We start from the raw sequence: 25,937 nt of genomic DNA on the forward strand, positions 1-25,937 counted from the left end.
ACGGAAGTGGCCTGAATGGCCTGTTTCCGGAGGTTTGCGAGGGTCGTCGAGGGCTAGGGGTTGGTCTTGGAGGTAGGCGAATCGCGTGTAGGTGTGAGTCGCATACCGGCCCCGCAGCTCTGCTTCCCGGCATACGCCGCGGCCTCGACGCAACAGCTCCACCTAGGCCCCGGCCTGCGCCGGGGAACCGATAAGGTGGAGGCAGGGCTGCAAACCGCACCCAGATCGCGTATCCTTCTCCTCATGATTGATCTCGCCACCTTCGCGGCCGGCCTTCCTAAGGCCGAACTGCATCTCCACATCGAGGGCTCGCTCGAACCCGAGCAGATGTTCGCGTTCGCCAGGCGCAACGCCGTCGCGATCCCCTATCCCGACGTGGAAGCGGTGCGCGCCGCCTATGCGTTCAACAATCTCCAGGACTTCCTCGACATCTACTATGCCGGCGCGGACGTGCTGCGCACCGAGGCGGACTTCCGCGAGCTCGCCGCCGCCTATTTCGCGCGCTGTGCCGCAGACCATGTCGTCCATACCGAAATCTTCTTCGACCCCCAGACGCACACGGCGCGCGGCATCCCGATCGGCACCGTGATCGAGGGCCTGCTCGCCGGGATGGCCGATGCGCAGGCCGAGCACGGCATCTCCTCGAGCCTCATCCTCTGTTTCCTGCGTCATCTGGACGAGGCGGACGCGTTCGCCACGCTGGAGGCCGCGCGTCCCTGGCTCGACCGGATTGCCGGCGTTGGACTCGATTCATCGGAACAAGGCCATCCCCCGTCGAAGTTCGAACGGGTCTTCGCCGCCGCCGCCGAGTTCGGGCTCAAGCGCGTCGCGCACGCCGGCGAGGAGGGTCCTCCCGCCTATGTCACCGAGGCGCTCGACCTGTTGAAGGTGGACCGTCTCGACCACGGCAATCGCTCGCTCGAGGATCCGCTGCTCGTGGCGCGGCTCGCGCGGTCGGGGATGACGCTGACCGTCTGTCCGCTGTCCAACCTGAAGCTCTGCGTCGTGCCCGATATCGATGCGCATCCGATCGACCGGATGCTGCGGCTCGGCCTGCGCGCCACGATCAACTCCGATGATCCCGCCTATTTCGGCGGTTATGTGAACGACAATTACAGTGCGGTGGCAGCATCCGGCCGGCTGACGCGCGACGATTTCGTCACGCTGGCGCGCAACAGCTTCCTTGGCTCTTTCCTGCCCGATGCAGACGTCGCGCGCCATCTGGCCGCGATCGACGCCTATGCCGCCGCGCACCCCTGACCGCAGCGGGGACCCGATCATGCCGACATTCTCCGCCGTCTCGCAGGACGACTTCCTTGGCGCGATCGCTACGCTGACCGACATGATCGCGGCGGACGACTGGCGCCCCGACCATCTCGTCGGCATCGGCCGCGGCGGGCTCGTGCCGGCAACGTTCCTGTCGCACGCCACGGGCATCCCGTTGCTGAGCATCGACCTGTCCTCGGGCGTTAAGGCGTTTGGTGAGGCGCTGCTCGACGAGCTGGCGACAATGTCGGCGGCCGGCGCCCGCCTGTTGTTCGTCGACGACATCAACGACAGCGGCGCCACGATCGCGAGCCTGCGCGACCGGCTCGCGGCGGCCGGCGGCTTGACCGAGAATGTCCGCTTCGCCGTGCTGATCGACAATATCGGCTCGCGAGCCTCAGTCGACTACCGCCACCGCCGGATCGACCGGGCGACGAACAAGGACTGGTTCGTCTTCCCGTGGGAAGCGGTCGCGCCGCAGACCAGCCTCGCCGCGGATGCCGACGCGGTGCCCGGACGGATCGCCTGACCAGCTTCCGGTCCGGCCCGCAATATCCTATTGCCCGGCCGACCATGTCGATCCTCGCCACACACGCCGCCGATCTTGCCGCCCTCACCGACCGCGGACGCGCCCGCCGGCTGATCGCGCGGGCCGGCATAGACCTGTCGTCCAACGACTATCTCGGCCTCGCCGCATCGCCCGTCCTGACCCGAGCCGTCGCCGAGGCCCTCGCCCGCGGCGTGCCGGTCGGCTCCGGCGGATCGCGGCTGCTGCGCGGCAACCACCCCGAACATGAGGCGCTCGAAGCCGAAGCGGCCGCCTTATTCGGATCGGAATGCGCGCTCTATCTGTCGAGCGGTTACACCGCCAACGTCGCGCTGTTCGCCACGCTGCCGCAACGTGGCGACCTCGTCGTCTACGATGCGCTGATCCACGCCAGCGCCCACGAAGGCATGCGGCTCGGCCGGGCCGAAGTCCGAGCCGCCGCGCATAACGACGTCGCCGCAGTCGCCGACACCATCGCCGCCTGGCGCAGCGCGGGCGGCACCGGCCGCGTCTGGATCGCGGTCGAAAGCCTCTACAGCATGGACGGCGACCGCGCCCCGCTGACCGACCTTCTCGAACTCGCCGACCGTCACGACGCCTTCCTGCTGATCGACGAGGCGCACGCCACCGGCGTGTTCGGGCGCGACGGCCGCGGACTGGCGGACGGGCTCGACGGGCGCGACAATGTCGTCGTGCTGCGGACCTGCGGGAAAGCGCTCGGCTGCGAAGGCGCGCTCATCTGCGCACCCGCGATCGTCTGCGACTTCCTCGTCAACCGCGCGCGCGGTTTCATCTTTTCCACCGCGCCCTCCCCGCTGATGGCCGCCGCCGCGCGCGCCGCGCTCCGCCTGTTGGCGGCCGAGCCCGAACGCCGCGTCCGGCTCGCCGCGCTGGTGGCGGAGGCGGGCCGGCTGCTCGAACCGTTCGGCGCGACGGTCACCGGGTCGCAGATCCTGCCGCTCGTCCTCGGCGACGATGTCCGCACGATGCAGGTCGCGGGCCGGCTCCAGGCCGCCGGGTTCGACGTCCGCGGCATCCGCCCGCCGACCATCCCGGCCGGTACCGCACGGCTCCGCCTGTCGATCACCGCCAATATCGATGCGGACGATCTGGTCGCACTGGCCGCCGCACTTCCGGAGGCACTGACATGAACGCGATCGTCGTCACCGGCACCGACACCGGCATCGGCAAGACCGTGTTTGCCGCCGCCCTCGCCGGCGCGCTCGGCGCCCATTACTGGAAACCGGTCCAGGCCGGTCTCGACGAAGCCGGCGACAGCGCCACCGTCGCCACGCTCTCCGGCCTGCCAGCTGACCGGATCCTGCCCGAAGCGTACCGGCTGAACACCCCCTGCTCGCCCCACCGTGCCGCGGAACTGGATGGTATCGAGATCGACCCGGATCGGCTGAGCTTGCCGACGGTTGCCGGCCCGCTGGTGGTCGAAGGTGCCGGCGGCGTGCTCGTCCCGCTGACCCGGACGCTTCTCTATGCCGATATGTTCGCGCGCTGGGCGGCCCCCGTTATCCTCGTCGCGCGGACCGAACTGGGCACGATCAACCACAGCCTCCTGTCGATCGAGGCGTTGCGCGCCCGCGGCGTTCCGTTGCTCGGTATCGCGTTCGTCGGCGAGGGCAATACCGACAGCGAGGCCACGATCTGCGGAATTGGCCAGGTGCGCCGACTAGGCCGACTGCCGATCCTCCCGGCCCTCGATCGAGAAACGCTCGCGAAGGCGTTCGCTGAGAGCTTCGCCATCGCCGACTTTGAAACCGAAGGCCCCAACCTCTCCCCGCCATCCTGACAGACGTCAGGGTTCACTCTCGCTCCGGCCGGATAAGCGCGACCGCATCAGGTCATCCGACCAACCCCTTCCCGTTTGGTTCGAGCCTGTCGAGAACCCCGCGCAGAGTTCTCGACAGGCTCGAACCAAACGGGAATGTGAATGCTTCTGTTTGATATGGGCGCGCCTAAACCGGCACTGTAGCAACGACGGATACCGGCCCTCGCCCCAACGATGCCGTACGAAACCGCCCCCAAGGACCACCCACAATGACCTCCCCCGTCTGGCACCCGTTCACGCAGCACGGTCTCGGCGCACCGATCCCGAAGGTCGTCCGCACCGAGGGCGCCGCGCTCCACACCGCGGACGGGCGGCGCGTAGTCGATGCGATCTCGTCCTGGTGGGTCACCACGCACGGCCACAGCCACCCGCGCATCATGGCCGCGATCGCCGAACAGGCCGCCACCATGGACCAGATCATCTTCGCTGGCTGGACCCACGAACCCGCGGAGCAGCTCGCCCGCGACCTCGTCGCGATCATGCCGCCCGAACTCACCCACGTCTTCTACAGCGACAGCGGATCGACCGCGGTCGAGGTCGCGCTGAAGATGGCGCTCGGCTACTGGGCCAACATCGGTGCCCCCCGCCACCGCATCCTGATGCTCGAACACAGCTATCATGGCGACACGATCGGCACGATGTCGGTCGGCGCGCGCGGCGTGTTCAACCGCCCCTATGCGCCGCTGCTGTTCGACGTCGGCACCGTGCCCTTCCCCAAACCCGGCCACGAACAGGCGACGCTCGACGCACTCGAGACGCTCTGCGGCGGCGCGGACCCGGCCGCCGCGTTCATCGTCGAACCGCTCGTGCTCGGCGCTGGCGGCATGAAGATGTATCCGCCCGCCCTCCTCGCCGAAATGCGCAGCATCTGCGCGCGCAACGGCACATTGTTCATCGCGGACGAGGTGATGACCGGCTGGGGCCGCACCGGCACGCTGCTCGCCTGCGAACAGGCCGGCATCGTCCCCGACATCCTCTGCCTGTCCAAGGGGCTGACCGGCGGCGCGGTCCCGCTCGCCGTCACGATGGCAACCCGCGCGATCTTCAACGCGCACCTGTCGAACGACCGCGCCCGGATGTTCTTCCACTCGTCGAGCTACACCGCCAACCCGATCGCCTGCGCCGCCGCCGTGGCGAACCTCGCCATCTGGCGCGACGAACCGGTCCGGGCCCGCATCGCCGACCTCGGCACCCGCCAGCAAGCAAAACTCGACCGCATCGCCGCCCACCCGCTGGTCCGCACCCCCCGCCGCCTCGGCACGATCGCCGCGTTCGAGATCGCCCTCGCGCGCGACACGGAAGGCTATCTGTCCGCGATCGGCCCCGCGCTCATGGCCTACGCCGGCACCCGCGACGTCCTGCTCCGCCCGCTCGGCGACACGGTTTACGTCATGCCGCCCTACTGCATCGACGATGCCGACTTGGATGCGGTCTATGGCGCGGTGGCGAGCTTCCTCGAGCGCGACCTCTCATAATCACGCCCTCGCGCTCCCCAACTCCCGTTTGGTTCGAGCCTGTCGAGAACTCCGCGCTGAGTTTTCGACAGGCTCGGACCAAACGGAGTGGGGGATGGGGTTCAGGTTAAGGACTGCCCCCAAAACCCGTCCATCCCGAGCGCAGTCGAGGGACCCCTTCGAGCGTAGCCGAGAAGCGTTGAGGCAGGAGACCTCGGTTCCGCTCGGTCGGTCCCTCGACTTCGCTCGGGATGGACGGACGCGCGGAGAACCCTCACCGCCCCCGGTGCATCCCCGCCGCCACCTGCCGCGCACGCCGCTTGTACCACCACACCATCACGCCGGTGACCGACAGCATCGCCGTCGCCAGCCCCAGCACCACCGCCAGCACCCGCGTCGCCAGCCCGCCCACACGCCCAGCATGGATCGGCAGCTGCACCCGCTCCACCACATCCCCGGCCGTCCCGTTCAAAGACCCCTGCACCGACACCACCGCCGCGGTCGCGCGGTCGACATAGACCCAGCCCTGCCCCGCCCCGGCATCGTCCTGCTGCCCGAACGATACGCCGTACAGCCCGATCTCCGGCCCCAGGAACAGCCCGGACGACGCAGCCCCGATCCCCGCCGCCCGCGCAGCACCCGTCGCCGCCGCCAACGCGCGGTCGAACGACACCGACGGCGCCTTCGCCGCGGCCGCCGTCCGCCCCTCCCACGGATGCGGCGAAATCGGCGAGACCGTCGTCACCACCGGCTCGAACACCTCCGCCGGCAGGGTCAAGGCGACGCCGCTCACCGCCATCAGGATCATCAGCCCCCACGCCCACAGCCCGCCCGCGCGGTGCAGGTCGTAGGTCCGGCGCTCCGCCCGAACGTGCCGCTTCACGCGCCACGCCCGCCGCCAGTGCGCCCAGATCCCGTCGCGCGGCAACGTCAGCACGAAGCCGGTCACGCTGTGCACCAGCCACGCCAGCGCCACGCCGCCGAGCAGGATCAGCCCCACCCGCCCCGGCATGAACAGCGAACTGTGCAGCGTATGGACGAACGGCAGCACCGTTGCCCGATCGAGCATCAGCGCCCCGTAACGCCGCCGCCCGTTGATCGCCCCCGTCGCCGGATCGACGAACATCTGGTCATACTCGCGCACCGCCGCGGCCCCCGTCACCGGGTCGGGCTTCCAGTCGACCCAGACGTCCAGCGCGCCCACCGTCCCGATTGGGATCCAGCGCGCTTCCACCCGCGGGTCCGCCGCCGCCACCCGGTCCGCGATCGCCTGAGGCGGCAGCGCCGCCCCCGGCGTCGCATGCCACAGCGCGGGGTTCAGCCACGCGTCCAGTTCCCGCTCGAACACCAGCACGCTGCCGGTCAAGCCCAGCAGGAAGAGCCACAACGCCAGCGCCAGCCCGACATAGCGGTGCACCCGCACGAACGCGCCGCGCACACCGGGACCGCCACGACTCATGCGAGCGTCACTTGCCTCAGAACCGCCGCGTCAGCGTCGCAATCACCTGCCGCGATTGCCCGAAGAAGCAGCCCACATCGCCCGTACACCGGCCCGCGTAGCGTTTGTCGAGCAGGTTCGTCCCGTTCACCGCCACCCGCCAGTCGCCCAGATCGTAACGCAGCACCGCATCGAACAAGGTCGACCGTCCCGTATTGTACACCGTCGACACGAACGGCCCCGGCAACGCGCCCGGACTGTTCGACAGATACCGCACGCCGCCGCCGAGCCCGAACCCACTCAGCGCCCCGTCGCGGAACGAATAGTCGACGAACGCCGAAGCCTTGTGCTTCGGCTGCCCGAACAGACCCGCACCGACCTGCCCCGCGACGTTGCTCCGCGTCACCTTCGCATAGGCATAGGTATAGGACGCGTTGATGCTCAGCCGGTCGCGGATCCGCGTCACCGCCTCCAGCTCGACTCCCTTGATCGTCGCCTGCCCCGTCTGGACGTTGAACACCACGTTGGTCGGGTCCGGCGTCACGACATTGTCCTGCCGCAGGCGGTAGACCGCCGCCGTCGCGAACAGCTTCACGTCGGACGGCAGCCCGCGCGCGTCGTACTTCACGCCCGCTTCCCACTGCTTCCCGCTCGTCGGATCGAACGCCCGCCCGTCGAGCCCCTGACCCACGACCGGCTGGAACGACGTGGCGTAGCTGACATACGGCGCCACACCCGAGTCCGCGATGTAGGACCCGCCCACACGGTAACTGAACTTGTCCTGCTTCGCGGTCGACGGCACCGCACCGGCGTAGTTCGTCGTCCGCGTCCAGTCCTGCCGCCCCGACAGCGTCAGCACGAACTGGTTATATTTCAGCTGGTCCTGCACATAGACCCCGGTCTGGCGCAGCCGCTGGTCGGTCGACGGCGTCAGCGCCGGCGTCACGATCGTCCCCTGGCCATACACCGGCGCGAACAGGTCGATCGACGAGGCCGGCCCGAACCCGAACGCCGACGCCTCGCGGTAATTGCGGTAGTCGACACCCACCAGCAGGCTGTGCTGCACCGGCCCGGTCCAGCGCGTCGCCTCCAGCCGGCTGTCCACTGCGAACTGCGCGACATCGTCCTGATACGGGAAGTTCGACCGCGTCACGGTGCGATTGTCGGCGCCCAGCCCGCTGGCATAGATCGTCCGCTGGTCCTCATGATATTCCGACCAGCGCGCATTCTGCGTGAACCGCGTGTCCGCCCCGAAATCATGGACCAGCTCGTACCCGGCCGAAAACTGGTTGCGGCGGTAACTGTTATAGTCCGGCTCGCCCAGGTTCACGCTGCGCGGCACCTCCCCCACCGGGTTGTCGCGCAGCACGCCCAGCACCGGCAGGAACCCGTTGGTATCGCCGTCGATCCGGTCGTGCTGATAATGGCCCAGCCCGGTCAGCACCGTGTCCGGCCCGATATCCACCGCCAGCGCCGGCGCGATATACGCGCGCTTGGCGTGGACGAAATCGGTCTGGCTGTCGCGGTCGCGGTACAGCCCCGTCACCCGCGCCCGCACGCCATCGGTCAGCGCGCCTGTCACCGTGCCCGCCGCCTGCTTGAAATCGTCGTTCCCGTACTTGACCTGCAACTCGCCGCCGAACCTCGCGTCCGGCCGCCGGCTGGTCAGGTTGTACAGCCCACCCGGCGGGTTCGTGCCGTACAGCACCGACGCCGGACCTTTCAGCACCTCCAGCGACTGGAACCCGTACAGGTCGATCCCGACATTGCTGATCGACGCGCTCACCGGCGCCTGCAGCCCGTCGATATACTGCACGGGCACGAACCCGCGCACCGTCAGGAAATCGTAGCGCAGGTCCGGCCCGTAATTCTCGCCCGTGATGCCAGCGGTGTACCGCACCGCCTGCTGCACATCGATGAAGTTCAGCAGGTCGATCTGGTCGCGCGTCACGACCGACACCGATTGCGGTACCTCGATCAACGGCGCGCTTGTCTTGGTCCCGACACTCGTCGTCGCCGGCACGAAATCGGGCGCGATCACCACGACGCTGTCCGGCACGTTCTCCGGATCGCCCGCCTGCGCCCAGGACGGAGCAGCGATCGCGGTCGTGAGCAGGATCAGGGCGGTTCGGGCAAGGCGGGTGTTCATTCCCGCCACCTGCCCTTGTTGCGAATGAAGATCAATAGCGGGTAGATGCAAAAAACCGCTGCGCAGGCGGGGTGACGCATCGCTGCAACATTGGTAGGTCCGCGCGCATGATCCTCGTCATCGACAACTACGACAGTTTCACCTGGAACCTCGTCCACTATCTCCAGGAACTGGGGGCGGAGGTGGAGGTGGTCCGCAACGACGCGATCGGCGCTGGCCAGGCGATCGGCACCGGCGCGGACGCGTTCCTGATTTCGCCCGGCCCGTGCACCCCGAACGAGGCTGGCGTCTCGCTCGATCTGGTCGCCGCTGCCGCCGACGCGGGCAAGCCCTTGCTCGGCGTCTGCCTCGGCCACCAGGCGATCGGCCAGTATTTTGGTGGCCGCGTCGTCCGCGCGGGGCAACTGATGCACGGCAAGACCTCGCCGATCGACCATGACGGCAGCGGGCTGTTCAACGGCCTCCCCACCCCCTTCGTGGCGACGCGCTACCATTCGCTGGTGGTGGAGGACGTGCCCGACACGCTCACCGTCAACGCCCGCACGGCGGACGGCGTCGTGATGGGGTTCGCCCACCCCACACTCCCGATCCACAGCGTGCAGTTCCACCCCGAAAGCATCGCCACCGAACATGGCCACGCCATGCTCGCCAACTTCATGACGATCGCCGGCCTGCCCGTTCGCGAGCGGTCATGACGACGCTCCGTCTGCTTCCCGACACGGACAGCCCGCTCGACCACGCCACCGCACTCGCAGCATTCGGCGACCTGCTCGACGGCCGCGTGCCCGATGCGGAGGCCGCCGCCTTCCTCACCGGCCTGACGGTGCGCGAGGAAACCGCGATCGAGATCGCCGCCGCCGCACAAGCGCTGCGGGAGCGCATGATCCCGGTCCAGGCACCCGCCAACGCGATCGACGTCTGCGGCACCGGCGGCGACGGCAGCCACAGCCTCAACGTGTCCACCGCGGTCGCGATCGTCGTCGCGGCCTGCGGCATCCCCGTCGCCAAGCATGGCAACCGCGCCGCCTCGTCCAGCGCGGGCGCCGCCGACACGCTGGAGGCACTCGGCCTCGATCTCGACCGCGCCTCGGCGATCGCGGAGGATACGCTCGGCACGATCGGCATCGCCTTCCTGTTCGCGCAGAAACATCACCCCGCGCTCGGCCGGCTCGCCCCCGTCCGCCGCGCGATCGGCCGCCGCACGATCTTCAACCTCATCGGCCCGATCGCTAACCCGGCGCGCGTCCGGCGCCAGCTGATCGGCGTCGCACGGCCCGACTTCCTGCCGACCTATGCCACCGCGCTCCGCCTGATCGGCGTGGACAGCGCGATGATCGTCGCGGGTGACGAACCGCTCGACGAGCTGTCGGTCTGCGCGCCCTCCACCGCGATCCGGATCGGTGCCTGCGGCGACCGGACCGAACGCATCACCCCCGCCGACGCGGGCCTGCCGACCTACGGCCTCGACGACCTGCGCGGCGGCGATCCGGCCTACAACGCCGCGGCCCTCACCGCGCTGCTGGCCGGCGCGCCCGGCGCCTATCGCGACGCGGTGCTGCTCAACGCGGCCGGCGCGCTGATCGTCGCGGATGCCGTATCGGACTGGACCGACGGCGTGGCACTGGCGGCCGACGCGATCGATTCCGGTCGCGCCGCAACTTTGCTCTCGCAATGGATCGCCGCCTGATGTCCGACCGCCTCCGCGAAATCTGCGCCACCACCCGCACCCATGTCGCCGCGATGAAGACCGCGCTGCCGCCCTCCGAACTGGACGCCCGCATCTCCGCCGCCACGCCTGCGCGCGGCTTCCGCGCCGCACTCGATGCAAAGGTCGCGGCCGGCGGCTACGGCCTGATCGCGGAGATCAAGAAGGCCTCCCCCTCCAAGGGGCTCATCCGCGCCGATTTCGATCCCCCGGCCCACGCCCGCGCCTATGCCGCAGGCGGGGCCGCCTGCCTCTCGGTCCTGACCGACCGGCCCTATTTCCAGGGCGACGACGCCTATCTCGTCGCCGCCCGCGCCGCCGTGACGATCCCGGCGCTGCGCAAGGATTTCATGGTCGACCCGTGGCAGGTCGCCGAAGCCCGCGCGCTCGGGGCCGACGCCATCCTCATCATCGTCGCCGCGCTCGACGACGCACAAATGGCCGAAATCGAGTCCGCCGCGATCGACCACGGCATGGACGTGCTGGTCGAGGTTCACGACCGCACCGAACTCGATCGCGCGCTGGTGCTGCGCAGCCGGCTGATCGGCGTCAACAACCGCGACCTGCGCGACTTCTCGGTCGATCTGGCGCGCACCGAGGAACTGGCCGCTCACGTCCCCGCCGGCACCACTTTGGTCGCCGAAAGCGGCATCACCGGCCCGGCGGATATCACCCGCCTCGCCGCGCACGGCGTCCGCTGTTTCCTCGTCGGCGAAACGCTCATGCGCCATGCCGACGTCGAATCGGCGACCCGCGCGTTGCTGACCCCATGACCACGCTCACCCATCTCGACGACCGCGGCGCCGCCCGCATGGTCGACGTCACCGCAAAGCCCGACACCCGCCGCTCCGCCACCGCCAGCGGCCACATCGCGATCGCCGCGCCCGCGCTGGCCGCGATCCGCGACGGCGCGGTGGCGAAGGGCGACGTTCTGGCCGTCGCGCGCATCGCCGGCATCATGGCCGCCAAGCGCGCCTCCGACCTCATCCCGCTCTGCCACCCGCTCCCGATCGGCGGCGTCACGGTCGACCTTGCACTGGCGGAGGGGGGCATAACCGTCACCGCTACCGTCGTGACCACGCACGGCACCGGCGTGGAGATGGAAGCCATGACCGCCGTCTCGGTCGCGCTCCTGACCATCTACGACATGGCCAAGGCCCTCGACCGCGGCATGACCATCGGCAACGTCCGCCTCCTCGCCAAATCCGGCGGCCGCTCCGGCGACTGGCATGCGGAATGATTGCGCGTCGCCAAGGCTCCGTTCGGTTTGAGCCCGGCGTTAACGACACCCAAAGCCACACGCCTCCCATCCCCCCCGTTCGGTTCGAGCTTGTCGAGAACGGGTCACCACCCACCGCGCCGTTTGGTTCGAGCCTGCCGAGAACCCTGCGCGAAGTTCTCGACAGGCTCGAACCAAACGGCGTGTCACGTCACGGGGCTGCCCAAGCATGACCCTCCTCCCCGTACCCGAGGCCCTCGCCCGCCTGCTCGCCCTCGCCCCCGCGCCTGAGACCGAACAGGCCCCGCTGCTCGCGGCACTCGGCCGCACGCTCACCGCCCCGATCCACGCGGTCCGCACCCAGCCCGCGGCCGATCTGTCCGCGATGGACGGCTACGCACTCCGCTTCGCCGAACTCGGCCAGCCGCTGACCGTGGTGGGCGAGGCCTCTGCCGGCGCCGCCCCCTTCGCCATCCATCCGGGCCAAGCCGCCCGGATCTTCACCGGCGCCGCCGTTCCGCAAGGCGCCGACGTCATCCTGGTCCAGGAGGAAGCCGCGCGCGACGGCGACCGCCTGACCCTCAACGGCGAAGGTCCCCCCGCCCCCGGCGCGCACATCCGCCGCAAGGGCTATGATTTCTCCGCGGGCGAGCAACTGATCCCCGCCGGCACCGTCGTCACCGCCGCCGTCATCGCGCTCGCCGCCGCCGCCGGCCATGCGACGCTACCCGTCCCGCGCCGCCCGCGCATCATCATCCTGTCCACCGGCAACGAACTGGTCCTGCCCGGCCAGCCCGTCACCGGCGTCCAGCTGCCCTCCTCCAACGCCCCGATGCTCGCCGCGCTGCTGGCGCGCCTGCCCGTCGACGTCGAGGATCGCGGCATCGTGCGCGACGATCTCGCCACAATCACCGACGCCTTCCGCGACGCCGCCCGGACCGCCGACATCATCGTCACCACCGGCGGTGCCTCGGTCGGCGATCACGATCTCGTCCGCCCGGCGCTGATCGCCGCGGGGGCGGAGATCGACTTCTGGCGGATCGCGCTCCGCCCCGGCAAGCCGCTGCTCGCCGGTCACATCGGCAAGACCATCGCGCTCGGCCTCCCCGGCAATCCCGGATCCGCCTATGTCACCGCGCTCCTGTTCCTGCTGCCGCTCGCGGCGCGCTGCGCGGGTGCGGAACATCTGCTGCCACAACCGCACGACATGCGGCTCGCCGCCCCCCTCCCCGCCACCGGCCCGCGCCGCGACTATGTCCGCGCCTTCACGCGCGACGGGCAAGCGCATCCCATCCTGGGCCAGGACAGCGCCGCCCTCCGCCGTCTGCCCGAGGCGGACCTGCTTATCCTGCGCGAGGCGCAGAGTTCGCCCGTGGACGCCGGCACCGTTGTCACAACGATTCGCATCGCTTGACAGCACCGTATACTGTTCCTACACGTTCCCCGTTCGTTCCTTCGAAGGGGTCCTGCGATGCTCACGCGCAAGCAGCACGAGTTGCTCAGTTTCATCAGCGACCGTCTTGGTGAAACCGGCGTATCCCCCTCGTTCGAGGAGATGAAGGAGGCGCTCGACCTGAAATCCAAGTCCGGCGTCCACCGGCTGGTCAGCGCGCTCGAGGAACGCAACTTCATCCGCCGCCTCCCCAACCGCGCTCGCGCGCTGGAGGTGATGCGCCTGCCCGAAGGCATGAAGTCGCTCGCCCCCACGCCGCGCCCCGCCGCCGCCGCGCCGGCCGCACCGCGCGCACCGATGCCGGTGCTGGCCGCCGCCAACGACGTGCTCGAAATCCCGCTCCACGGCCGCATCGCCGCCGGCGTGCCCATCGAGGCGATCGAGGGCCAGACCATGCTCTCCGTCCCCGCCGCCTTGCTCGGCCCCGGCGAACATTATGCGCTGGAGGTCTCGGGCGATTCGATGGTCGAAGCCGGCATCCTCGACGGCGACTACGCACTCGTCCGCCGCCAGGAACAGGCGCACGAAGGCGACATCGTCGTGGCGCTCGTCCACGAACACGAAGCCACCCTCAAATATTGGCGCCACGAAGGCGGCATGGTCCGCCTCGACCCCGCCAACCGCGCCTACGACCCTCAACGCTACGCCCCCGACGAAGTCCGCGTCCAGGGCCGCCTTGCGGGCCTGCTGCGGCGCTACTGAAGCTAACGGTGGGTCGGGCAGAAGGCGCGAACCGCGGCTGATAAGTCTTGCGAGGGCGGCAGGCCGGGAGGGCGCGCCAACCGCCTCCCGTTCGGTTCGAGCCTGTCGAGAACCCTGTGCACACGAGATACGCGACCTACCGAAGCGGCACCGCTCCCCACGCCCCCTGCCACCCGCCGCCCCCAACCCCGTCCATCCCGAGCGAAGTCGAGGGGCCCCGTCGAGCGCAGTCGAGAAGCCAACGGTACCTCCGGCACAACGCTTGCAGGAAACGATAGGCCGGTCGGGCTCGAAGCCCACAAAGGCGCGTACGATTGTTGTGATGCGGAAAGGGCAGGGCAACCGACCGGCTTAGCCTCGCTGACCCCGCCAAAACCCGTTCGTGCTGAGTAGAGACCGAGTAGCGCCCACGGCGCGTATCGAGGCCTCGCATCGAAGCATGGTCCCAAACGCAGGGCAGATCCTTCGATATGGGCCTTCGACTGCGCTCAGTCCCTACTCAGGACAAACGGGTAGAGTCGCGGAGCCGTGCTTAGCTCGCGGAGCCAAGCATCCAGTATCATGACGCCAAACCGATCACCGCCCTGGCCTCTCAACATCGTTACTGATCACCCGACCCGACCGCCGCTCCGAATCGCGAGGTCGCGCGGTTCCACCCGACCAAACCGCAGCTCTCTGCCCAAACCGGCCAGCACCCCGCCGCCCATAACGCTTCCGCACCACCACCGCCGGCACCCAGGGATGCGCATCCCCCGCCTGCCGTACGGTCCGCACCGCCCCACGCTCCAGGTCGATCGCCAGCCCCCCGGTCCGCGCCAGCAACCCGCGATCCGCGCGCAGCCAGCGCGGCCGACACGTCCGCGGCAGATACCGATCGCTCACCACGATATCGGCCGCCCCACACGCCCGGTTCATCTCCCCGATCTCGACCAGATACGCACTCCGCGTCGCGAGCAGCCGCCAAGTCCGCCCACCGCGCACGATGTCCGCCACGCACAGGTCCGCGCTGCACGCCCCGCCCGCCACGCTCTCGAACTCGATCGCCTCGTCGCTCACCCCGGCATTCTCACCGAGCAGGCTGCGCACATAATCCCCCGCCCGCGGCCGCAGCAGCGCGAGCGACACGTCGTCCCCACGCAGCGCCAGATGCCGCCCGTCGCCGGTGACCAGCAGGTCCGGCGCCGGCGTCGCCAGCGCCCACACCGCCCCCAGCACCAGCGGCACCAGCCCCAACCGCCGCACCCATGTCCGCCACAGCGCGATCCACAGCCCACCCGCCACCATCGCCGCATAGGCCCCGTCCGGCATCGCGGGCAGCGCCTGCACCGACCCGGGCGCCGCCGCCACCGCGCGCGCCAGCCACAGCAGCGCATCGGTCGCCAGACCGGCGATCCACCACACCGGCCGCCCCAGCCCGACCGCATCGAGCACCAGCGCCACCGCCTCGGCCGGCATGATGACGAACGTCGTCAGCGGGATCGCGACGATATTGGCCGCCGCGCCGTACAGCCCGGCCTTGTGAAAATGATACAATGCGATCGGCATCAGCGCGATCTCGACCACGATCCCGGTCGCCAGCAGCATCAGCAGCGCCCGCCCCCACCGCCAGCCAAGCCCAGCCTCGCTCGGCGCGGACAGCCGCCGCGCCACCGGCCACTCCGCAAACGCCACGATCGACGCGACCGCCGCAAAGCTCAGCTGGAAACTCGCCCCCGCCACCGCCTCCGGCCACAGCAGCAGCACGAACAGCGCGCCAGCCGCCACCAACCGCAACGTCACCGCCTCCCGCCCGATCGCGATCCCCGCCAGCACCAGCATCGCCGCGACGCACGACCGGATCGTCGGCACCTCCGCCCCGGTCAGCAGCGTATAAGCAACTCCCATCCCCGCCCCGCCCGCCGCGGCGATCAGCGGAAGGGGCAGCCGCAGCGCCGCCCAGGGGCTCAGCGCCAGCAGCCGCAGCACGATCAGCATCGTCGCGGCCACCACCGCGGTGACGTGCAGCCCGCTGACCGACAGCAGATGCGCCAGCCCGCTCCGCCGCATCGCCTCCGCGTCCTCCAGCGGCAGCGCGCCCTGGTCGCCCGTCGCCAGCGCGGTCGCGAAACCGCCCGCCGCGCCCGGCAACCGCGCCTGGATATGGGCCGACATCCGCGCCCGCACTCCGGCCAGCCCGTCGCGCGTCACCGGCGCGGCCTGCACCACGCGAATCCCCGGTAACGCCTTCCCTGTCGCGCCCAGCCCCTGGAACCACGCCGTCCGCGCAAAGCTGTACCCGCCCGGCACCGCCGCATCGGCCGGCGGCATCAGCCGCGCCCGCAACGCAATCCGCGCCCCCGGCGCCAGCCTGGCCGGCACATCCGCATCGGCAATGTTCACCCGGATCCGCGGCGGCAATGTCGCACCCGTCCCAGCATCCGGCACCAGCACGACCCGCACCAGCGCCCGCGCCGGCAACGGATCGACCTTGACCACCCGCGCCTCGAACGTCGCCACCGTCGTGCGCGCCAGCACCGGTGCCGCCACCCGCTCCGCCCGCGCCCAGATCAGCCCGCAACCCAGCGCCGCCAGCCCCGCGAACACCGCTACCGCGCGCGCCGCCCGCCCGCCGCCCGGCATCGCCAGCCCGGCCAGCGCCGTCCCGCCCGCCAGCAGCAGGAACACCGTCCACGCCGCCACATCGGCCAGCAGCAGCCACGCCGTGATCCCGCACGCCAGCGCCACCGGCACCCACAGCACCAGTTGATCGCGCTCCGCCTCCAGCCAGATTTCGACGGACATGACGATGCGCGCGCCGACCCGACCCGCCGCACCGCTTCCCCCCTCTTTGAGCCGCCACCCCCGCATGCTAGGGGCGTGGCCGAACCGACTGGCCATGCGCCGATCTTGGAGAAAGCGCGCATGGACGCAAGTGCCGATACTGCCTCGAACACCGAAGTCGTCACGCGGTTCGCCCCGTCGCCGACCGGGTTCCTCCATATCGGCGGCGCACGCACGGCCCTGTTCAACTGGCTGCTCGCCCGCCGCGCGGGGGGCCGCTTCCTGCTCCGGATCGAGGACACCGACCGCGCGCGTTCGACGCAGCCGGCGATCGACGCGATCCTCGATGGCATGCGCTGGCTCGGTCTGGACTGGGACGGCGAACCGGTGTTCCAGTTCCAGCGCGCCGCCCGCCATGCCGAGGTCGCGCAGGCGATGCTCGACAGCGGCCACGCCTATAGATGCTTCGCCACCGCGGAAGAGCTGGAGGCGATGCGCGCCGACCAGCGCGCCCGCAAGCAGCCGCTACGCTACGACGGCCGCTGGCGCGATCGCGACCCCTCCGAAGCTCCCGCCCGCGCGCCGTTCGTTGTCCGCCTGCGCGCCGAAACCACCGGCGCCACCACGATCCACGACCAGGTGCAGGGCGACGTGACCGTCCAGAATGCCGAGCTGGACGACATGGTCCTGCTCCGCTCGGATGGCACGCCGACCTACATGCTCGCCGTCGTGGTCGACGATCACGACATGGGCGTGACCCACGTGGTGCGCGGCGACGACCATCTGAACAACGCGTTCCGCCAGCTCGGCATCGTCCGCGCGATGGGCTGGGCCGAACCGGTCTACGCGCACATCCCGCTGATCCACGGCCCGGACGGCGCGAAGCTGTCCAAGCGCCACGGCGCGCTCGGCGTCGAGGCGTATCGCGACGAACTCGGCATCCTGCCCGAGGCGCTCGACAATTATCTGCTCCGGCTCGGCTGGGGCCACGGCGACACCGATATCATCGATCGCACCGCGGCGACCGCGCTGTTCGATCTGGCCGACGTCGGCCGCTCGCCCTCGCGCACCGACGCGAAGAAGCTCGAGAACCTGAACGGCCATTATATCCGCGAGGCGGACGATGCGCGCCTGACCGATCTCGTCGCCCCGCGCGTCGCGGCGCTGATCGACCGCCCGCTCACCTCGGACGACCACGCGCTCCTGCTCCGCGCCATGCCGGAATTGAAGCCCCGGGCGCGGGATTTGAACGATCTGGCCGATGGCGCATTGTTCCTCTACCGGACGCGCCCACTTGCGCTGGATGACAAGGCCGCAGGGCTGCTCCAGGGCGATGCGCCGGTCCTGCTCGCGACGATCGCGGGCGAACTGGCGGGCGTGGAGACATGGGACGTCGCCGGTGTGGAGGCGGCATTGCGTGTCGTCGCCGAACGGGCAGGACTTGGTCTCGGCAAGGTCGCGCAGCCGCTGCGTGCGGCGCTGACCGGCCGGACGACCTCGCCCGGTATCTTCGACGTAGTGGCGCTGTTGGGCCGCGACGAAACTCTGGCCCGCATCGGCGATCGCACCGCGACCGCTGCATGAGATTGAACAGGAGGAACTAGCGTATGGCTGAGACCGCAAAATTTGAACTTGGGCCGAAGGGTTTCGAATATCCCGTCCTGAACGGTTCGACCGGCCCGGACGTCGTCGACATCCGCAAGCTGTATGCGCAGACGGGCGCGTTCACCTACGATCCCGGCTTCACCTCCACCGCCAGCTGCGAATCGAAGATCACCTATATCGACGGTGACGCCGGCATCCTGCTCCACCGCGGCTACCCGATCGATCAGCTGGCCGAACAGTCGACCTTCATGGAGGTCGCGTACCTCCTGCTGAACGGCGAACTGCCCGACGGCACGACGCTGGAGGAGTTCAAGACCACCATCACGCGTCACACGATGGTGAACGAGCAGCTCGCGACCTTCTTCCGCGGGTTCCGCCGCGATGCCCATCCAATGGCCATCCTGTGTGGCGTCGTGGGTGCGCTCAGCGCCTTCTACCACGACTCGACCGACATCACCGATCCGCAGCAGCGCATGATCGCCAGCCACCGGTTGATCGCCAAGATGCCGACGATCGCGGCGATGGCCTACAAATATTCGGTGGGTCAGCCCTTCGTCTATCCGCGCAACGACCTGAGCTACACCGCCAACTTCCTGCGCATGACCTTCTCGGTCCCGGCCGAGGAATATGAGGTCGATCCGGTCGTCGAAGCGGCGATGGACAAGATCTTCATCCTGCACGCCGACCACGAACAGAATGCGTCGACCTCGACCGTCCGGCTCGCCGGTTCGTCGGGCGCCAATCCGTTCGCCTGCATCGCGGCGGGCATCGCCTGCCTCTGGGGCCCGGCGCATGGCGGCGCGAACGAGGCGGCACTCAACATGCTGCGCGAAATCGGCACGCCCGACCGCATCCCGGAATATATCGCCCGCGCCAAGAACAAGGACGATCCGTTCCGCCTGATGGGCTTCGGCCACCGCGTGTACAAGAATTTCGATCCGCGCGCGAAGGTGCTGTCCAAGGCCGCGGGCGAGGTTCTGGAGAAGCTCGGCCGCAACGATCCGGTGCTCGACACGGCGCGCGAACTGGAGCGGATCGCGCTCGAGGATCCGTACTTCATCGACAAGAAGCTCTACCCGAACGTCGATTTCTATTCGGGCGTGATCCTGTCGGCGATCGGCTTCCCGACCACGATGTTCACCGTGCTGTTCGCGCTCGCCCGCACCACCGGCTGGGTGGCGCAGTGGAACGAGATGATCGCCGATCCAGAGCAGAAGATCGGCCGCCCGCGCCAGCTCTACACGGGTGCCACGCAGCGCGACTACACCCCCGTCGCCAGCCGCTAAGTAGGCGTTCTAACCCCTCTCCCGCTTGGCGGGAGAGGGGGGCCCATCGCCTTTGCGATGGGAGGGAGAGGGGACCGCTCGAACCGCGGTCCCCACCTCACTCCGCCGGCAAAACCAGCATGAACCGCGCCCCACCCCCGGCGCTCGAATCCAGCAGGATATCCCCGCCCATCGCGCGCGCCAGCCGCCGCGAGATGTAGAGCCCCAGCCCGGTCCCGCCCGGCTCGCTCGGATCGACCCGCTCGAATTTCTCGAACACCCGGTCCTGGTCCTGCGCCGCGATGCCCTTGCCCTGGTCCGCCACGACGATCCGCGCGACCGCCCCATCCTGCTCCCCGCGGATCCAGATCGTCCCGCCCGGTGGGGAATAGCGCACCGCATTGCCGATCAGGTTAACCATGATCTGCAACCCGCGCCCGAACTCGCCGCGCGCCGGCAAACGATCCTCCAGCGCCGGCGCATCGATCCACACATCCGCCCGCGCCGCGCGTACCGCAAGCAAACCCGCCGCCCGCCGCGCGATATCGGCCAGGTCGATCGGCTCGCTCCGCGCGCGGAAATCGCTCCGCTCGATCGCCTGCAGATCGACGAGGTCGTCGACCAGATCGAGCAGGTGCCGCCCGGCATTGGCGATATCGCCGGCATATTCGATATAGTCCGGCCGGACGGCGTCGTCAGCCGCACGGATCGCATCCGCCTGCGTGATGATCCGATCGATCGGTGCACGCAGTGCCGCCCCCAGCCGGACCCCGAACCCGCTGTCCCCCGCGTCCGGCGCGGCGTCACTGTCCGCCTCATCCTCCACGACATACCCGGCAACCCCCTCGAACCCGGCAAACGCGCCATCGTCGCCGGTCAGCGGCCACCCCGACAGCCGCAGCGTCCGCTCGGGTTCCCCCACCGGATGCGCCGGCTGCCCGCCGAACGCGGTACCCGCCGCCATCGCCTCGACCATCGGCACCGTCCCGTCCGGCCCGGGCCGAAGCACGAACGTCCTCGCAATCGGCTGCCCGACCGCCCCGTCGCGCGTCGGGTCGAGCCGGGTCAGCCGCAGATGCGCATCCACCGCCCAGCGCCACTCCGCCGCCCCGCGCCGGAAATCACGCTCGCGGTCGCCGGCCGGTGCGGCGAACGGCTGCCGCGACAGCGTCTCGGTCCAGCCCACGATGGCCAGCGCCACCCCCTCGCCCTGCGGCGATGCCCGCACCCACAGGTCAAGGTCGCGGTCGCCGTCCGCGGTGCTCACCCCGCGCGACACCGTGACGCCCAGCCGCCGCACCAGCCGCGCCAGCCCGGCCAGCTGCGGCACGACCAGCATGCCGCCCGTCGTCCCGCCGGCCCGAACGTTCAGCGTCGCCAGCGGCGTGTCCGCGGACACCAGCCGCCCGTCGCGATCGACCAGCCCATGGATCGGCGTCCGCATCACCGCGCCGCCGCCTCCAATGCGGCGACATAGGCCGGGTCGAGCCGGTACAAATCGATCGCATCCTGCGCCGCGCCGACCGACAGCGCGTCATACGCCGCCATCCGGTCACCGATCGCATCGAACGACGCCGCCCCGTCCGGCCAGCGCAGGATCAGCGCCGCCGCCGCCGCCCGGTCGATCCCCGCCGCGCGCAGCAACACCAGCAACCGCGCACCGTCCGGGTCCAGCACCATGTCCCAAGCCGCATCCATGCCGATGCCGGCCCGCAACGCGAGCCCCGCGACCGCCGCCGCGACATGGCCCTCCACCGCGAACGCAACCGTCCCGGCATCGTCCGCCAGCCCCGTGCGCAACATCGCGCGCGCCAGCCCGATCGCGACCGCATCATGATCCGGCACCTCCGCCGCCGTCGCCAGCAAACCGCCCGCAACCGCCGCCACCGCCCGGTCGATCACCGCCGCCGCCGGCACATGCTGCCGCGCGATCCAGCGTCGAACCGCCGCCGCGACCCGCCAGGTCAGCCGCGCACGCACCGCCGCCGGCAAATCCTCCAGCGGCAGCACCGGCTCGTCGAACCGTGCCTGCCGCCCCGCCTCACACTCGATCATCGCCCGCGCCGCCGCCGCCACCCCGCGATCGTCATGCCCCGCCAGCCCGGCCAGCAACGGCCGCTCCACCAGATCCGGATCCTGCGCCATCGCGGTGCGCGCCTGCACGACCAGCCGATGCTCATCCACCCGCCGCGCCAGCACCGCGACCAGCGCATGATCCACACGCCTGTCACCTTCCCCATCCAGCAGTGGCTGCGCGACCGCCACCGTCATGTTGCCCAGCATCATCAGCACGTCCGCCGGCACGTCCGCCGCCAGCCGCAACAGCAGGTCGCGCCGCATCCGCCCCTCGATCGTCTGGATCAGGTCGGCCAGCACCGCGCGGATCCGCGTCCGCCGCGCCTCGTCAATCCGCACGCCGTCATCACCGAACAGGTCGCGCGCCAGCCCCTCCAGCCGCACGCGCCCCGCCCGCGTCGCCCGCGCAGCCCCCGCCACGACCGCCACGGCGGTGCCGTCCGATCCAGCGCCGGAAGATGATTCGGACGAAGCCATGCCCCGCCTTAGCCCGTCATCGTTAATTCGGTTTAAATCGGGGCGTTTGCGTCAGGTGTGCTGTCCTGCGCCGCCGCCACGAACTGCGTCTGCATTCGCGCAAAGGAAAGCAGCGCATAGACCAGAGCAGCCGCCACAGCCGCCTTCCAGCCGCCGGCCAGCGCCACCGGCAGCATCCCCCACGCCAGCCCGTCCGGATCGGCCACCCAGGTCGGCCCACTCTCGCTCGACAGCGCGGCCAGCCCCTGCCGTGCCGACGCGCCCGCCACCATCACCGCAACTGCCATCACCGCCGTCAGCAACCACAGGTCCGCACTCAGCGACCATCCGAGCGCGCCCAGCCCCGCCGCCAGCATCACGGTCCGCGCCCGTTCGATCCGATCCCCATGGCGGATCGTCGCCAGCCGCAGCCGGGCCAGCCGGGCCGCAACCGCCGCGACCGGCCCGGACAGCAGCGCCAGTCCGAACCCCGTCGCCACCCAGCCGGCCAGCGCCGCTACCACGCCCAGCCCGGCCAAACCGGCGCCGGCCGCCGCAACCGGCAGCGGATCGATCGCCTGCCGCGCCAGCCAGCCGGCGACCGGCCCGTCCACCACCGAAAACACCCAGCGCCGCGGCCAGCGATCCGACGGCACGCGCGATCCGCGCAACAGATGCCGGTCGAGTCCATCGAGCGCCTGCGGCCGGATCGCGATCCGCGGCCGGCCGTCCGCGGCGGGCGCACACTCCACCCGGCTCGCCCCGGCCTGCACCGCGCGGCGCAGCAGCGTCGACTGCGCATCCCAGTCGCCCAGCATCGCCGCGGTCGATCGCACCGCCGCCCCGTCGAGCAGGCCCAGCCCCGCCCAACGGCTCTGCCCGTCGATCCGCTCATATTCCGCGGTGTCGGCTTGGTCCGGCACCGTCATGAGCACGGGTGGCGGCAACCGGGTCAGCGCACCGAACATCGCCGGGTCCGCGACGCAGCCGTCGGCGATCAGCAGCAGTCGTTCGTCGGGGTGGAACCGGTCCGCCGCGTCACCGATCGTACGCGCGACCTCGATCGACACGCCGTCGCGCCGCAACCGGTCGAGCGCCGCGGTCAGCGCCGCCGGCATCCGTTCGACCAGCAACACCAGATGCGTCGCACCCGCGCCCACCGCCTGCCGCGCCTGATGCTCCACCACCGTCCGGCCGAGCAGCGGCAACGTCGCGCGCAGCCCGTCGCCGCCCGTGCCTGCGTCGCCGGTCGTCGTTTCGATCGCGATGATGAGCGCAGCCAGCGCCAAGCCGTCGTCCTTCCCGGGTCACGGGATCGTCCCCCGCGTCTCCCGTGCGATAGGCGGATCGGCCACGGCTTGCCAACCCGGCATGATGCCGCCGCCTACGAAGCGGACGGGATCAGTCGATCGCGGCGCGCACCGCGTCGATCACGGCCTCGTCTCCCGGCGCGGCCCGCCCGGCGGCATCGGCGGCGATCATCAGCTCGATCGCGCCGAAACTGGCGGCCAGCCCCTTCAGCCGCCACGCGGCCCGCTCCCACTCGGCCGGCGCCGCCGCTTTCGCCAGTGCCGCGATCATCGTCGCCGCACTGTCGAAGAACGCCGCCTGCAACTCGCCGGCCAACGCCGGATCGTCACCGACCGCGGCGGACAGGGCGGCTTCCATAGCTCCGGGATCATAGACCATGCGGTCATGGGTAGCGGCAGGCGGGTTAAGCAACCGTTACCGCCGCCTTCCCCCCGTAACGAAATCTGATAGACCGGCTGCATGGGTATGGGGGCAAGATGGGGTGCGCCCCACGATGACGACATCGTGGCGGACGACACGGAGACCGAAACGGCCATCGCGGCCGAGGCGGTCGAACCCCCGACGATGTTCGCCGACCCCTGGATCGAACCGGACCCGGACGACGCGCTGGACGCCGGCCCGCGCCCATGGCTCGCGTTTCTCCCGATCGCGCTGGCCGGCGCCTGGCTGCTCTACCTTGTTCTGACGACATCCGGCGTCCTGCCGCCGCTCCCCGCCGCGACCGCTATGCTGCTCCTGACGGCGCTCGCCCCCGTCGCGGTCGCACTGCTGCTTTACATCGTGATCGCCCGCGGCGGTTACGGCGAAGCGCGCCGGTTCCGAACCCTGGCCGCCCGCACACGCCAGGCCACCGCGGAACACGAAGCCGCACTCGCCCGCATGGCCGACCGCATCGCAGACCAGAACCGCCTGCTCGCCGAACAGGCGCACCAGCTGCTGACGTTGGGCGAAGACGCCGCCGCCCGGATCGCCGCGATCCGCACCGGTTTTGCCGAGGACGGCGCCGCCTTTACCGAACAGGGCGCGGCGCTCGCGCGCGCCACCGACGCCGCGCGGGTCGACATGGGCGTCATGATGGCGGACCTCCCCCGCATCGACGCCCAGCTCAGCGGCCTGTCCGATCGGCTGCGCGACACCGGCCTGTCCGCGCATGACCAGGCAAACACGCTCGACACGCGCCTCGCCGCGATCGCCGATCACGCGCGCGATGCCGACCAGGTCGCCGGCACCGCGGCCCAGCATCTCGCCGATGTCCTCGCGCGGATCGAGGGCGTAGCGAACGTCGCCGCCCAACGGATCGACGCCAGCGGCACGCACATGGCCGACACCGCAGACCGCACGCTGGACCGCGCCGCGTCCGTGCTGGACCAACTCCGCACGGCACTCGCCGCCGAACAAGCGACGCTGACCGCGATCGTCACCGAGTCGCACGCGCTGATCGGCGGGGCCGGGGCCGACGCACTTGCCGCCGCCCGCGAACAGGTCGATCTGCTCGAAACCCGCCTGACTGGCTTCGGCACGCAGGTTGCACGCGAAGGCGCGGCCGTCGCCGCACTCGCGACCGCCCTCACCGACGATCTCGATCGCGCCGGCAACCGTTTCGAGCAGCTCAGCCAGGACGGTGGTTCAGCGACCCTCGCGATCGTCGAAAGCCTCGACCACGCCCGCGCCCGCGCCGATGCCGCCACCACCGCGATCGACGCGGGCGGCACCGCGATCGACCGGCTGGTCCAGCGCGCCGACCGGCTGACCCGCGCGATGGAGCTCGTCGGCACCGCCCTCCACGGCGCCGACCTCGCCTCCACCCGCATCGTCACGCGCGTGGACAAGAGCCTGCCCGCGCTCTCCGGGTTCGCCGACATCGCCGGCCACGCCGGGGACGCGCTCGACCGATCGGGCGAGGCGATCGACCGCAACCGCGCCGCGCTCGACGATCTCACCGCCGCCCTCGCCCGCACCGACGCCGACACCCAGGCGCTGGCCGACGCGGCGACCCCTGCGCTAATCGATTCGCTCGCCCGCGTCCGCACCGCGGCGGGTGAGGCCGCCGACCATATCCGCGCCGCCTTCGCCGCGATCGGCCCCGAGGCCAGCGCCGATCTCGCCGCCGCGACCACCACGATCGTCGACACAACGGTCGCCGCCGCCGCCGACAAGCAACTCGAATCGCTCACCGCCGCCGCTGCCCGCGCGACCGAGGCCGCGTCCGCCGCGTCCGACCATCTCGTCCGGCAACTCGCCACGATCGCCGACACCGCCGCCGCGGTCGAGGCGCGCATCGCCGCCGCCCGCCAGGAAACCGAGGAGGCCGACCACACCGACTTCGCCCCGCGCGTCGCGCTGTTGATCGAGGCGCTGAACTCCACCGCGATCGACGTCACGCGCATCCTGTCGACCGACGTCGCCGACGATGCCTGGGCGTCCTACCTCCGCGGCGACCGCGGCGTGTTCACCCGCCGCGCCGTCCGGCTGCTCGATCACGGCGACGCGAAGGTCGTCGCAAGCCATTATGGCGACGACCCGGCGTTCCACGACCTCGTCAACCGCTACGTCCATGATTTCGAGGCAATGCTGCGCCGCGTGCTCGCCAGCCGTGACGGCACGCCGATGGGCGTCACCCTGCTGTCGTCCGACATGGGCAAGCTCTACGTCGCACTCGCGCAGGCGATCGAACGGCTGCGCGCTTGACGG

The 25,937-nt window shown here is 70.4% G+C and carries 21 protein-coding genes; 14 read left to right on the forward strand and 7 right to left on the reverse strand.

The genetic code is table 11. The annotated features are described in order from the left end of the window. The first annotated feature begins 243 nt into the window (after positions 1 to 243). The 5 genes from ACFSGX_RS11475 (at position 244) to ACFSGX_RS11495 (ending at position 5,128) form a co-directional block, all read left to right on the forward strand. Positions 244 to 1,260 carry an adenosine deaminase gene (locus ACFSGX_RS11475; protein WP_380930048.1) on the forward strand — a complete coding sequence of 339 codons (1,017 nt, stop codon included), beginning with the start codon at positions 244 to 246 and terminating at the stop codon, positions 1,258 to 1,260. A 19-nt stretch (positions 1,261 to 1,279) separates the two neighbouring features. Then, positions 1,280 to 1,795, forward strand: a complete 516-nt coding sequence (locus ACFSGX_RS11480; RefSeq protein WP_380930050.1) for a phosphoribosyltransferase — start codon at positions 1,280 to 1,282, stop codon at positions 1,793 to 1,795. 44 nt (positions 1,796 to 1,839) lie between these two features. After that, positions 1,840 to 2,964 (forward strand): 8-amino-7-oxononanoate synthase, encoded by a 1,125-nt coding sequence (locus tag ACFSGX_RS11485; RefSeq protein WP_380930052.1) that lies wholly within the window; start codon positions 1,840 to 1,842, stop codon positions 2,962 to 2,964. Then, a complete protein-coding gene (bioD, locus tag ACFSGX_RS11490) occupies positions 2,961 to 3,614 on the forward strand; it encodes a dethiobiotin synthase (protein ID WP_380930054.1) in 654 nt (217 codons plus the stop codon). The genes ACFSGX_RS11485 and bioD overlap by 4 nt, the downstream gene beginning before the upstream one ends. Positions 3,615 to 3,862: 248 nt before the next feature. Then, entirely contained in the window at positions 3,863 to 5,128 is a 1,266-nt protein-coding gene (locus tag ACFSGX_RS11495; protein WP_380930055.1) for an adenosylmethionine--8-amino-7-oxononanoate transaminase, read from the forward strand. Positions 5,129 to 5,381: 253 nt separating this feature from the next. On the opposite strand, the gene ACFSGX_RS11500 is transcribed toward ACFSGX_RS11495, so the two are convergent. Continuing rightward, on the reverse strand, positions 5,382 to 6,566 hold the full coding sequence (locus ACFSGX_RS11500) for a PepSY-associated TM helix domain-containing protein (RefSeq protein WP_380930056.1): 1,185 nt from the start codon (positions 6,564 to 6,566) through the stop codon (positions 5,382 to 5,384). A gap of 16 nt (positions 6,567 to 6,582) precedes the next feature. Then, the gene (locus tag ACFSGX_RS11505) at positions 6,583 to 8,694 is read right to left on the reverse strand and encodes a TonB-dependent siderophore receptor (protein ID WP_380930057.1); all 2,112 of its coding nucleotides are present in this window, start codon (positions 8,692 to 8,694) and stop codon (positions 6,583 to 6,585) included. A gap of 107 nt (positions 8,695 to 8,801) precedes the next feature. Here ACFSGX_RS11505 and ACFSGX_RS11510 point away from each other — a divergent pair, with 107 nt between their 5' ends. From ACFSGX_RS11510 to lexA, 6 genes are all read left to right on the forward strand, one after another. Further along, on the forward strand, positions 8,802 to 9,389 hold the full coding sequence (locus ACFSGX_RS11510; protein WP_380930059.1) for an anthranilate synthase component II: 588 nt from the start codon (positions 8,802 to 8,804) through the stop codon (positions 9,387 to 9,389). Further along, positions 9,386 to 10,381, forward strand: coding sequence for an anthranilate phosphoribosyltransferase (trpD, locus tag ACFSGX_RS11515; RefSeq protein WP_380930060.1), 996 nt, complete (start codon positions 9,386 to 9,388; stop codon positions 10,379 to 10,381). Before ACFSGX_RS11510 ends, trpD begins: the two co-directional genes overlap by 4 nt. Further along, positions 10,381 to 11,172, forward strand: a complete 792-nt coding sequence (gene trpC, locus ACFSGX_RS11520; protein WP_380930062.1) for an indole-3-glycerol phosphate synthase TrpC — start codon at positions 10,381 to 10,383, stop codon at positions 11,170 to 11,172. The genes trpD and trpC overlap by 1 nt, the downstream gene beginning before the upstream one ends. Further along, on the forward strand, positions 11,169 to 11,639 hold the full coding sequence (gene moaC, locus ACFSGX_RS11525; protein ID WP_380930064.1) for a cyclic pyranopterin monophosphate synthase MoaC: 471 nt from the start codon (positions 11,169 to 11,171) through the stop codon (positions 11,637 to 11,639). The genes trpC and moaC overlap by 4 nt, the downstream gene beginning before the upstream one ends. Positions 11,640 to 11,847: 208 nt before the next feature. After that, the gene (locus tag ACFSGX_RS11530) at positions 11,848 to 13,032 is read left to right on the forward strand and encodes a molybdopterin molybdotransferase MoeA (protein ID WP_380930066.1); all 1,185 of its coding nucleotides are present in this window, start codon (positions 11,848 to 11,850) and stop codon (positions 13,030 to 13,032) included. Positions 13,033 to 13,089: 57 nt separating this feature from the next. Beyond that, entirely contained in the window at positions 13,090 to 13,773 is a 684-nt protein-coding gene (gene lexA, locus ACFSGX_RS11535) for a transcriptional repressor LexA (protein ID WP_380930068.1), read from the forward strand. Between the two features lie 576 nt (positions 13,774 to 14,349). Here the strand turns inward: lexA and ACFSGX_RS11540 are convergent. Next, positions 14,350 to 16,554: a ComEC/Rec2 family competence protein gene (locus tag ACFSGX_RS11540; RefSeq protein ID WP_380930070.1), complete on the reverse strand. Its 2,205-nt coding sequence runs from the start codon at positions 16,552 to 16,554 to the stop codon at positions 14,350 to 14,352. Between the two features lie 120 nt (positions 16,555 to 16,674). Here ACFSGX_RS11540 and gltX point away from each other — a divergent pair, with 120 nt between their 5' ends. Together gltX and ACFSGX_RS11550 are read left to right on the forward strand one after the other, a co-directional pair. After that, positions 16,675 to 18,117 carry a glutamate--tRNA ligase gene (gltX, locus tag ACFSGX_RS11545; RefSeq protein WP_380930072.1) on the forward strand — a complete coding sequence of 481 codons (1,443 nt, stop codon included), beginning with the start codon at positions 16,675 to 16,677 and terminating at the stop codon, positions 18,115 to 18,117. A gap of 23 nt (positions 18,118 to 18,140) precedes the next feature. Next, positions 18,141 to 19,424, forward strand: a complete 1,284-nt coding sequence (locus ACFSGX_RS11550) for a citrate synthase (RefSeq protein WP_380930074.1) — start codon at positions 18,141 to 18,143, stop codon at positions 19,422 to 19,424. Positions 19,425 to 19,521: 97 nt separating this feature from the next. Here the strand turns inward: ACFSGX_RS11550 and ACFSGX_RS11555 are convergent, their stop codons facing one another. The 4 genes from ACFSGX_RS11555 to ACFSGX_RS11570 form a co-directional block, all read right to left on the reverse strand. Then, positions 19,522 to 20,847, reverse strand: a complete 1,326-nt coding sequence (locus ACFSGX_RS11555; RefSeq protein ID WP_380930076.1) for a sensor histidine kinase — start codon at positions 20,845 to 20,847, stop codon at positions 19,522 to 19,524. Beyond that, positions 20,847 to 21,956: a DUF2336 domain-containing protein gene (locus ACFSGX_RS11560; RefSeq protein ID WP_380930078.1), complete on the reverse strand. Its 1,110-nt coding sequence runs from the start codon at positions 21,954 to 21,956 to the stop codon at positions 20,847 to 20,849. The genes ACFSGX_RS11555 and ACFSGX_RS11560 overlap by 1 nt, the downstream gene beginning before the upstream one ends. 32 nt (positions 21,957 to 21,988) lie before the next feature. Then, on the reverse strand, positions 21,989 to 23,224 hold the full coding sequence (locus tag ACFSGX_RS11565; RefSeq protein WP_380930080.1) for a glycosyltransferase family protein: 1,236 nt from the start codon (positions 23,222 to 23,224) through the stop codon (positions 21,989 to 21,991). Positions 23,225 to 23,336: 112 nt separating this feature from the next. Then, on the reverse strand, positions 23,337 to 23,624 hold the full coding sequence (locus ACFSGX_RS11570) for an Hpt domain-containing protein (protein ID WP_380930082.1): 288 nt from the start codon (positions 23,622 to 23,624) through the stop codon (positions 23,337 to 23,339). 126 nt (positions 23,625 to 23,750) lie between these two features. On the opposite strand from ACFSGX_RS11570, the gene ACFSGX_RS11575 reads away from it, so the two are divergent. Continuing rightward, the gene (locus ACFSGX_RS11575; RefSeq protein ID WP_380930084.1) at positions 23,751 to 25,934 is read left to right on the forward strand and encodes a hypothetical protein; all 2,184 of its coding nucleotides are present in this window, start codon (positions 23,751 to 23,753) and stop codon (positions 25,932 to 25,934) included. Positions 25,935 to 25,937 lie beyond the last annotated feature (3 nt).

It is taken from the genome of Sphingomonas arantia (genome assembly GCF_042682045.1).
Lineage (GTDB): Bacteria > Pseudomonadota > Alphaproteobacteria > Sphingomonadales > Sphingomonadaceae > Sphingomonas_R > Sphingomonas_R arantia.

Coding starts and splice junctions, on each gene's coding strand:
- ACFSGX_RS11475 (WP_380930048.1), top strand. CDS start 244: ATGATTGATCTCGCCACCTTCGCGGCCGGCCTTCCTAAGGCCGAACTG.
- ACFSGX_RS11480 (WP_380930050.1), top strand. CDS start 1,280: ATGCCGACATTCTCCGCCGTCTCGCAGGACGACTTCCTTGGCGCGATC.
- ACFSGX_RS11485 (WP_380930052.1), top strand. CDS start 1,840: ATGTCGATCCTCGCCACACACGCCGCCGATCTTGCCGCCCTCACCGAC.
- bioD (WP_380930054.1), top strand. CDS start 2,961: ATGAACGCGATCGTCGTCACCGGCACCGACACCGGCATCGGCAAGACC.
- ACFSGX_RS11495 (WP_380930055.1), top strand. CDS start 3,863: ATGACCTCCCCCGTCTGGCACCCGTTCACGCAGCACGGTCTCGGCGCA.
- ACFSGX_RS11500 (WP_380930056.1), bottom strand. CDS start 6,566: ATGAGTCGTGGCGGTCCCGGTGTGCGCGGCGCGTTCGTGCGGGTGCAC.
- ACFSGX_RS11505 (WP_380930057.1), bottom strand. CDS start 8,694: ATGAACACCCGCCTTGCCCGAACCGCCCTGATCCTGCTCACGACCGCG.
- ACFSGX_RS11510 (WP_380930059.1), top strand. CDS start 8,802: ATGATCCTCGTCATCGACAACTACGACAGTTTCACCTGGAACCTCGTC.
- trpD (WP_380930060.1), top strand. CDS start 9,386: ATGACGACGCTCCGTCTGCTTCCCGACACGGACAGCCCGCTCGACCAC.
- trpC (WP_380930062.1), top strand. CDS start 10,381: ATGTCCGACCGCCTCCGCGAAATCTGCGCCACCACCCGCACCCATGTC.
- moaC (WP_380930064.1), top strand. CDS start 11,169: ATGACCACGCTCACCCATCTCGACGACCGCGGCGCCGCCCGCATGGTC.
- ACFSGX_RS11530 (WP_380930066.1), top strand. CDS start 11,848: ATGACCCTCCTCCCCGTACCCGAGGCCCTCGCCCGCCTGCTCGCCCTC.
- lexA (WP_380930068.1), top strand. CDS start 13,090: ATGCTCACGCGCAAGCAGCACGAGTTGCTCAGTTTCATCAGCGACCGT.
- ACFSGX_RS11540 (WP_380930070.1), bottom strand. CDS start 16,554: ATGTCCGTCGAAATCTGGCTGGAGGCGGAGCGCGATCAACTGGTGCTG.
- gltX (WP_380930072.1), top strand. CDS start 16,675: ATGGACGCAAGTGCCGATACTGCCTCGAACACCGAAGTCGTCACGCGG.
- ACFSGX_RS11550 (WP_380930074.1), top strand. CDS start 18,141: ATGGCTGAGACCGCAAAATTTGAACTTGGGCCGAAGGGTTTCGAATAT.
- ACFSGX_RS11555 (WP_380930076.1), bottom strand. CDS start 20,847: ATGCGGACGCCGATCCATGGGCTGGTCGATCGCGACGGGCGGCTGGTG.
- ACFSGX_RS11560 (WP_380930078.1), bottom strand. CDS start 21,956: ATGGCTTCGTCCGAATCATCTTCCGGCGCTGGATCGGACGGCACCGCC.
- ACFSGX_RS11570 (WP_380930082.1), bottom strand. CDS start 23,624: ATGGTCTATGATCCCGGAGCTATGGAAGCCGCCCTGTCCGCCGCGGTC.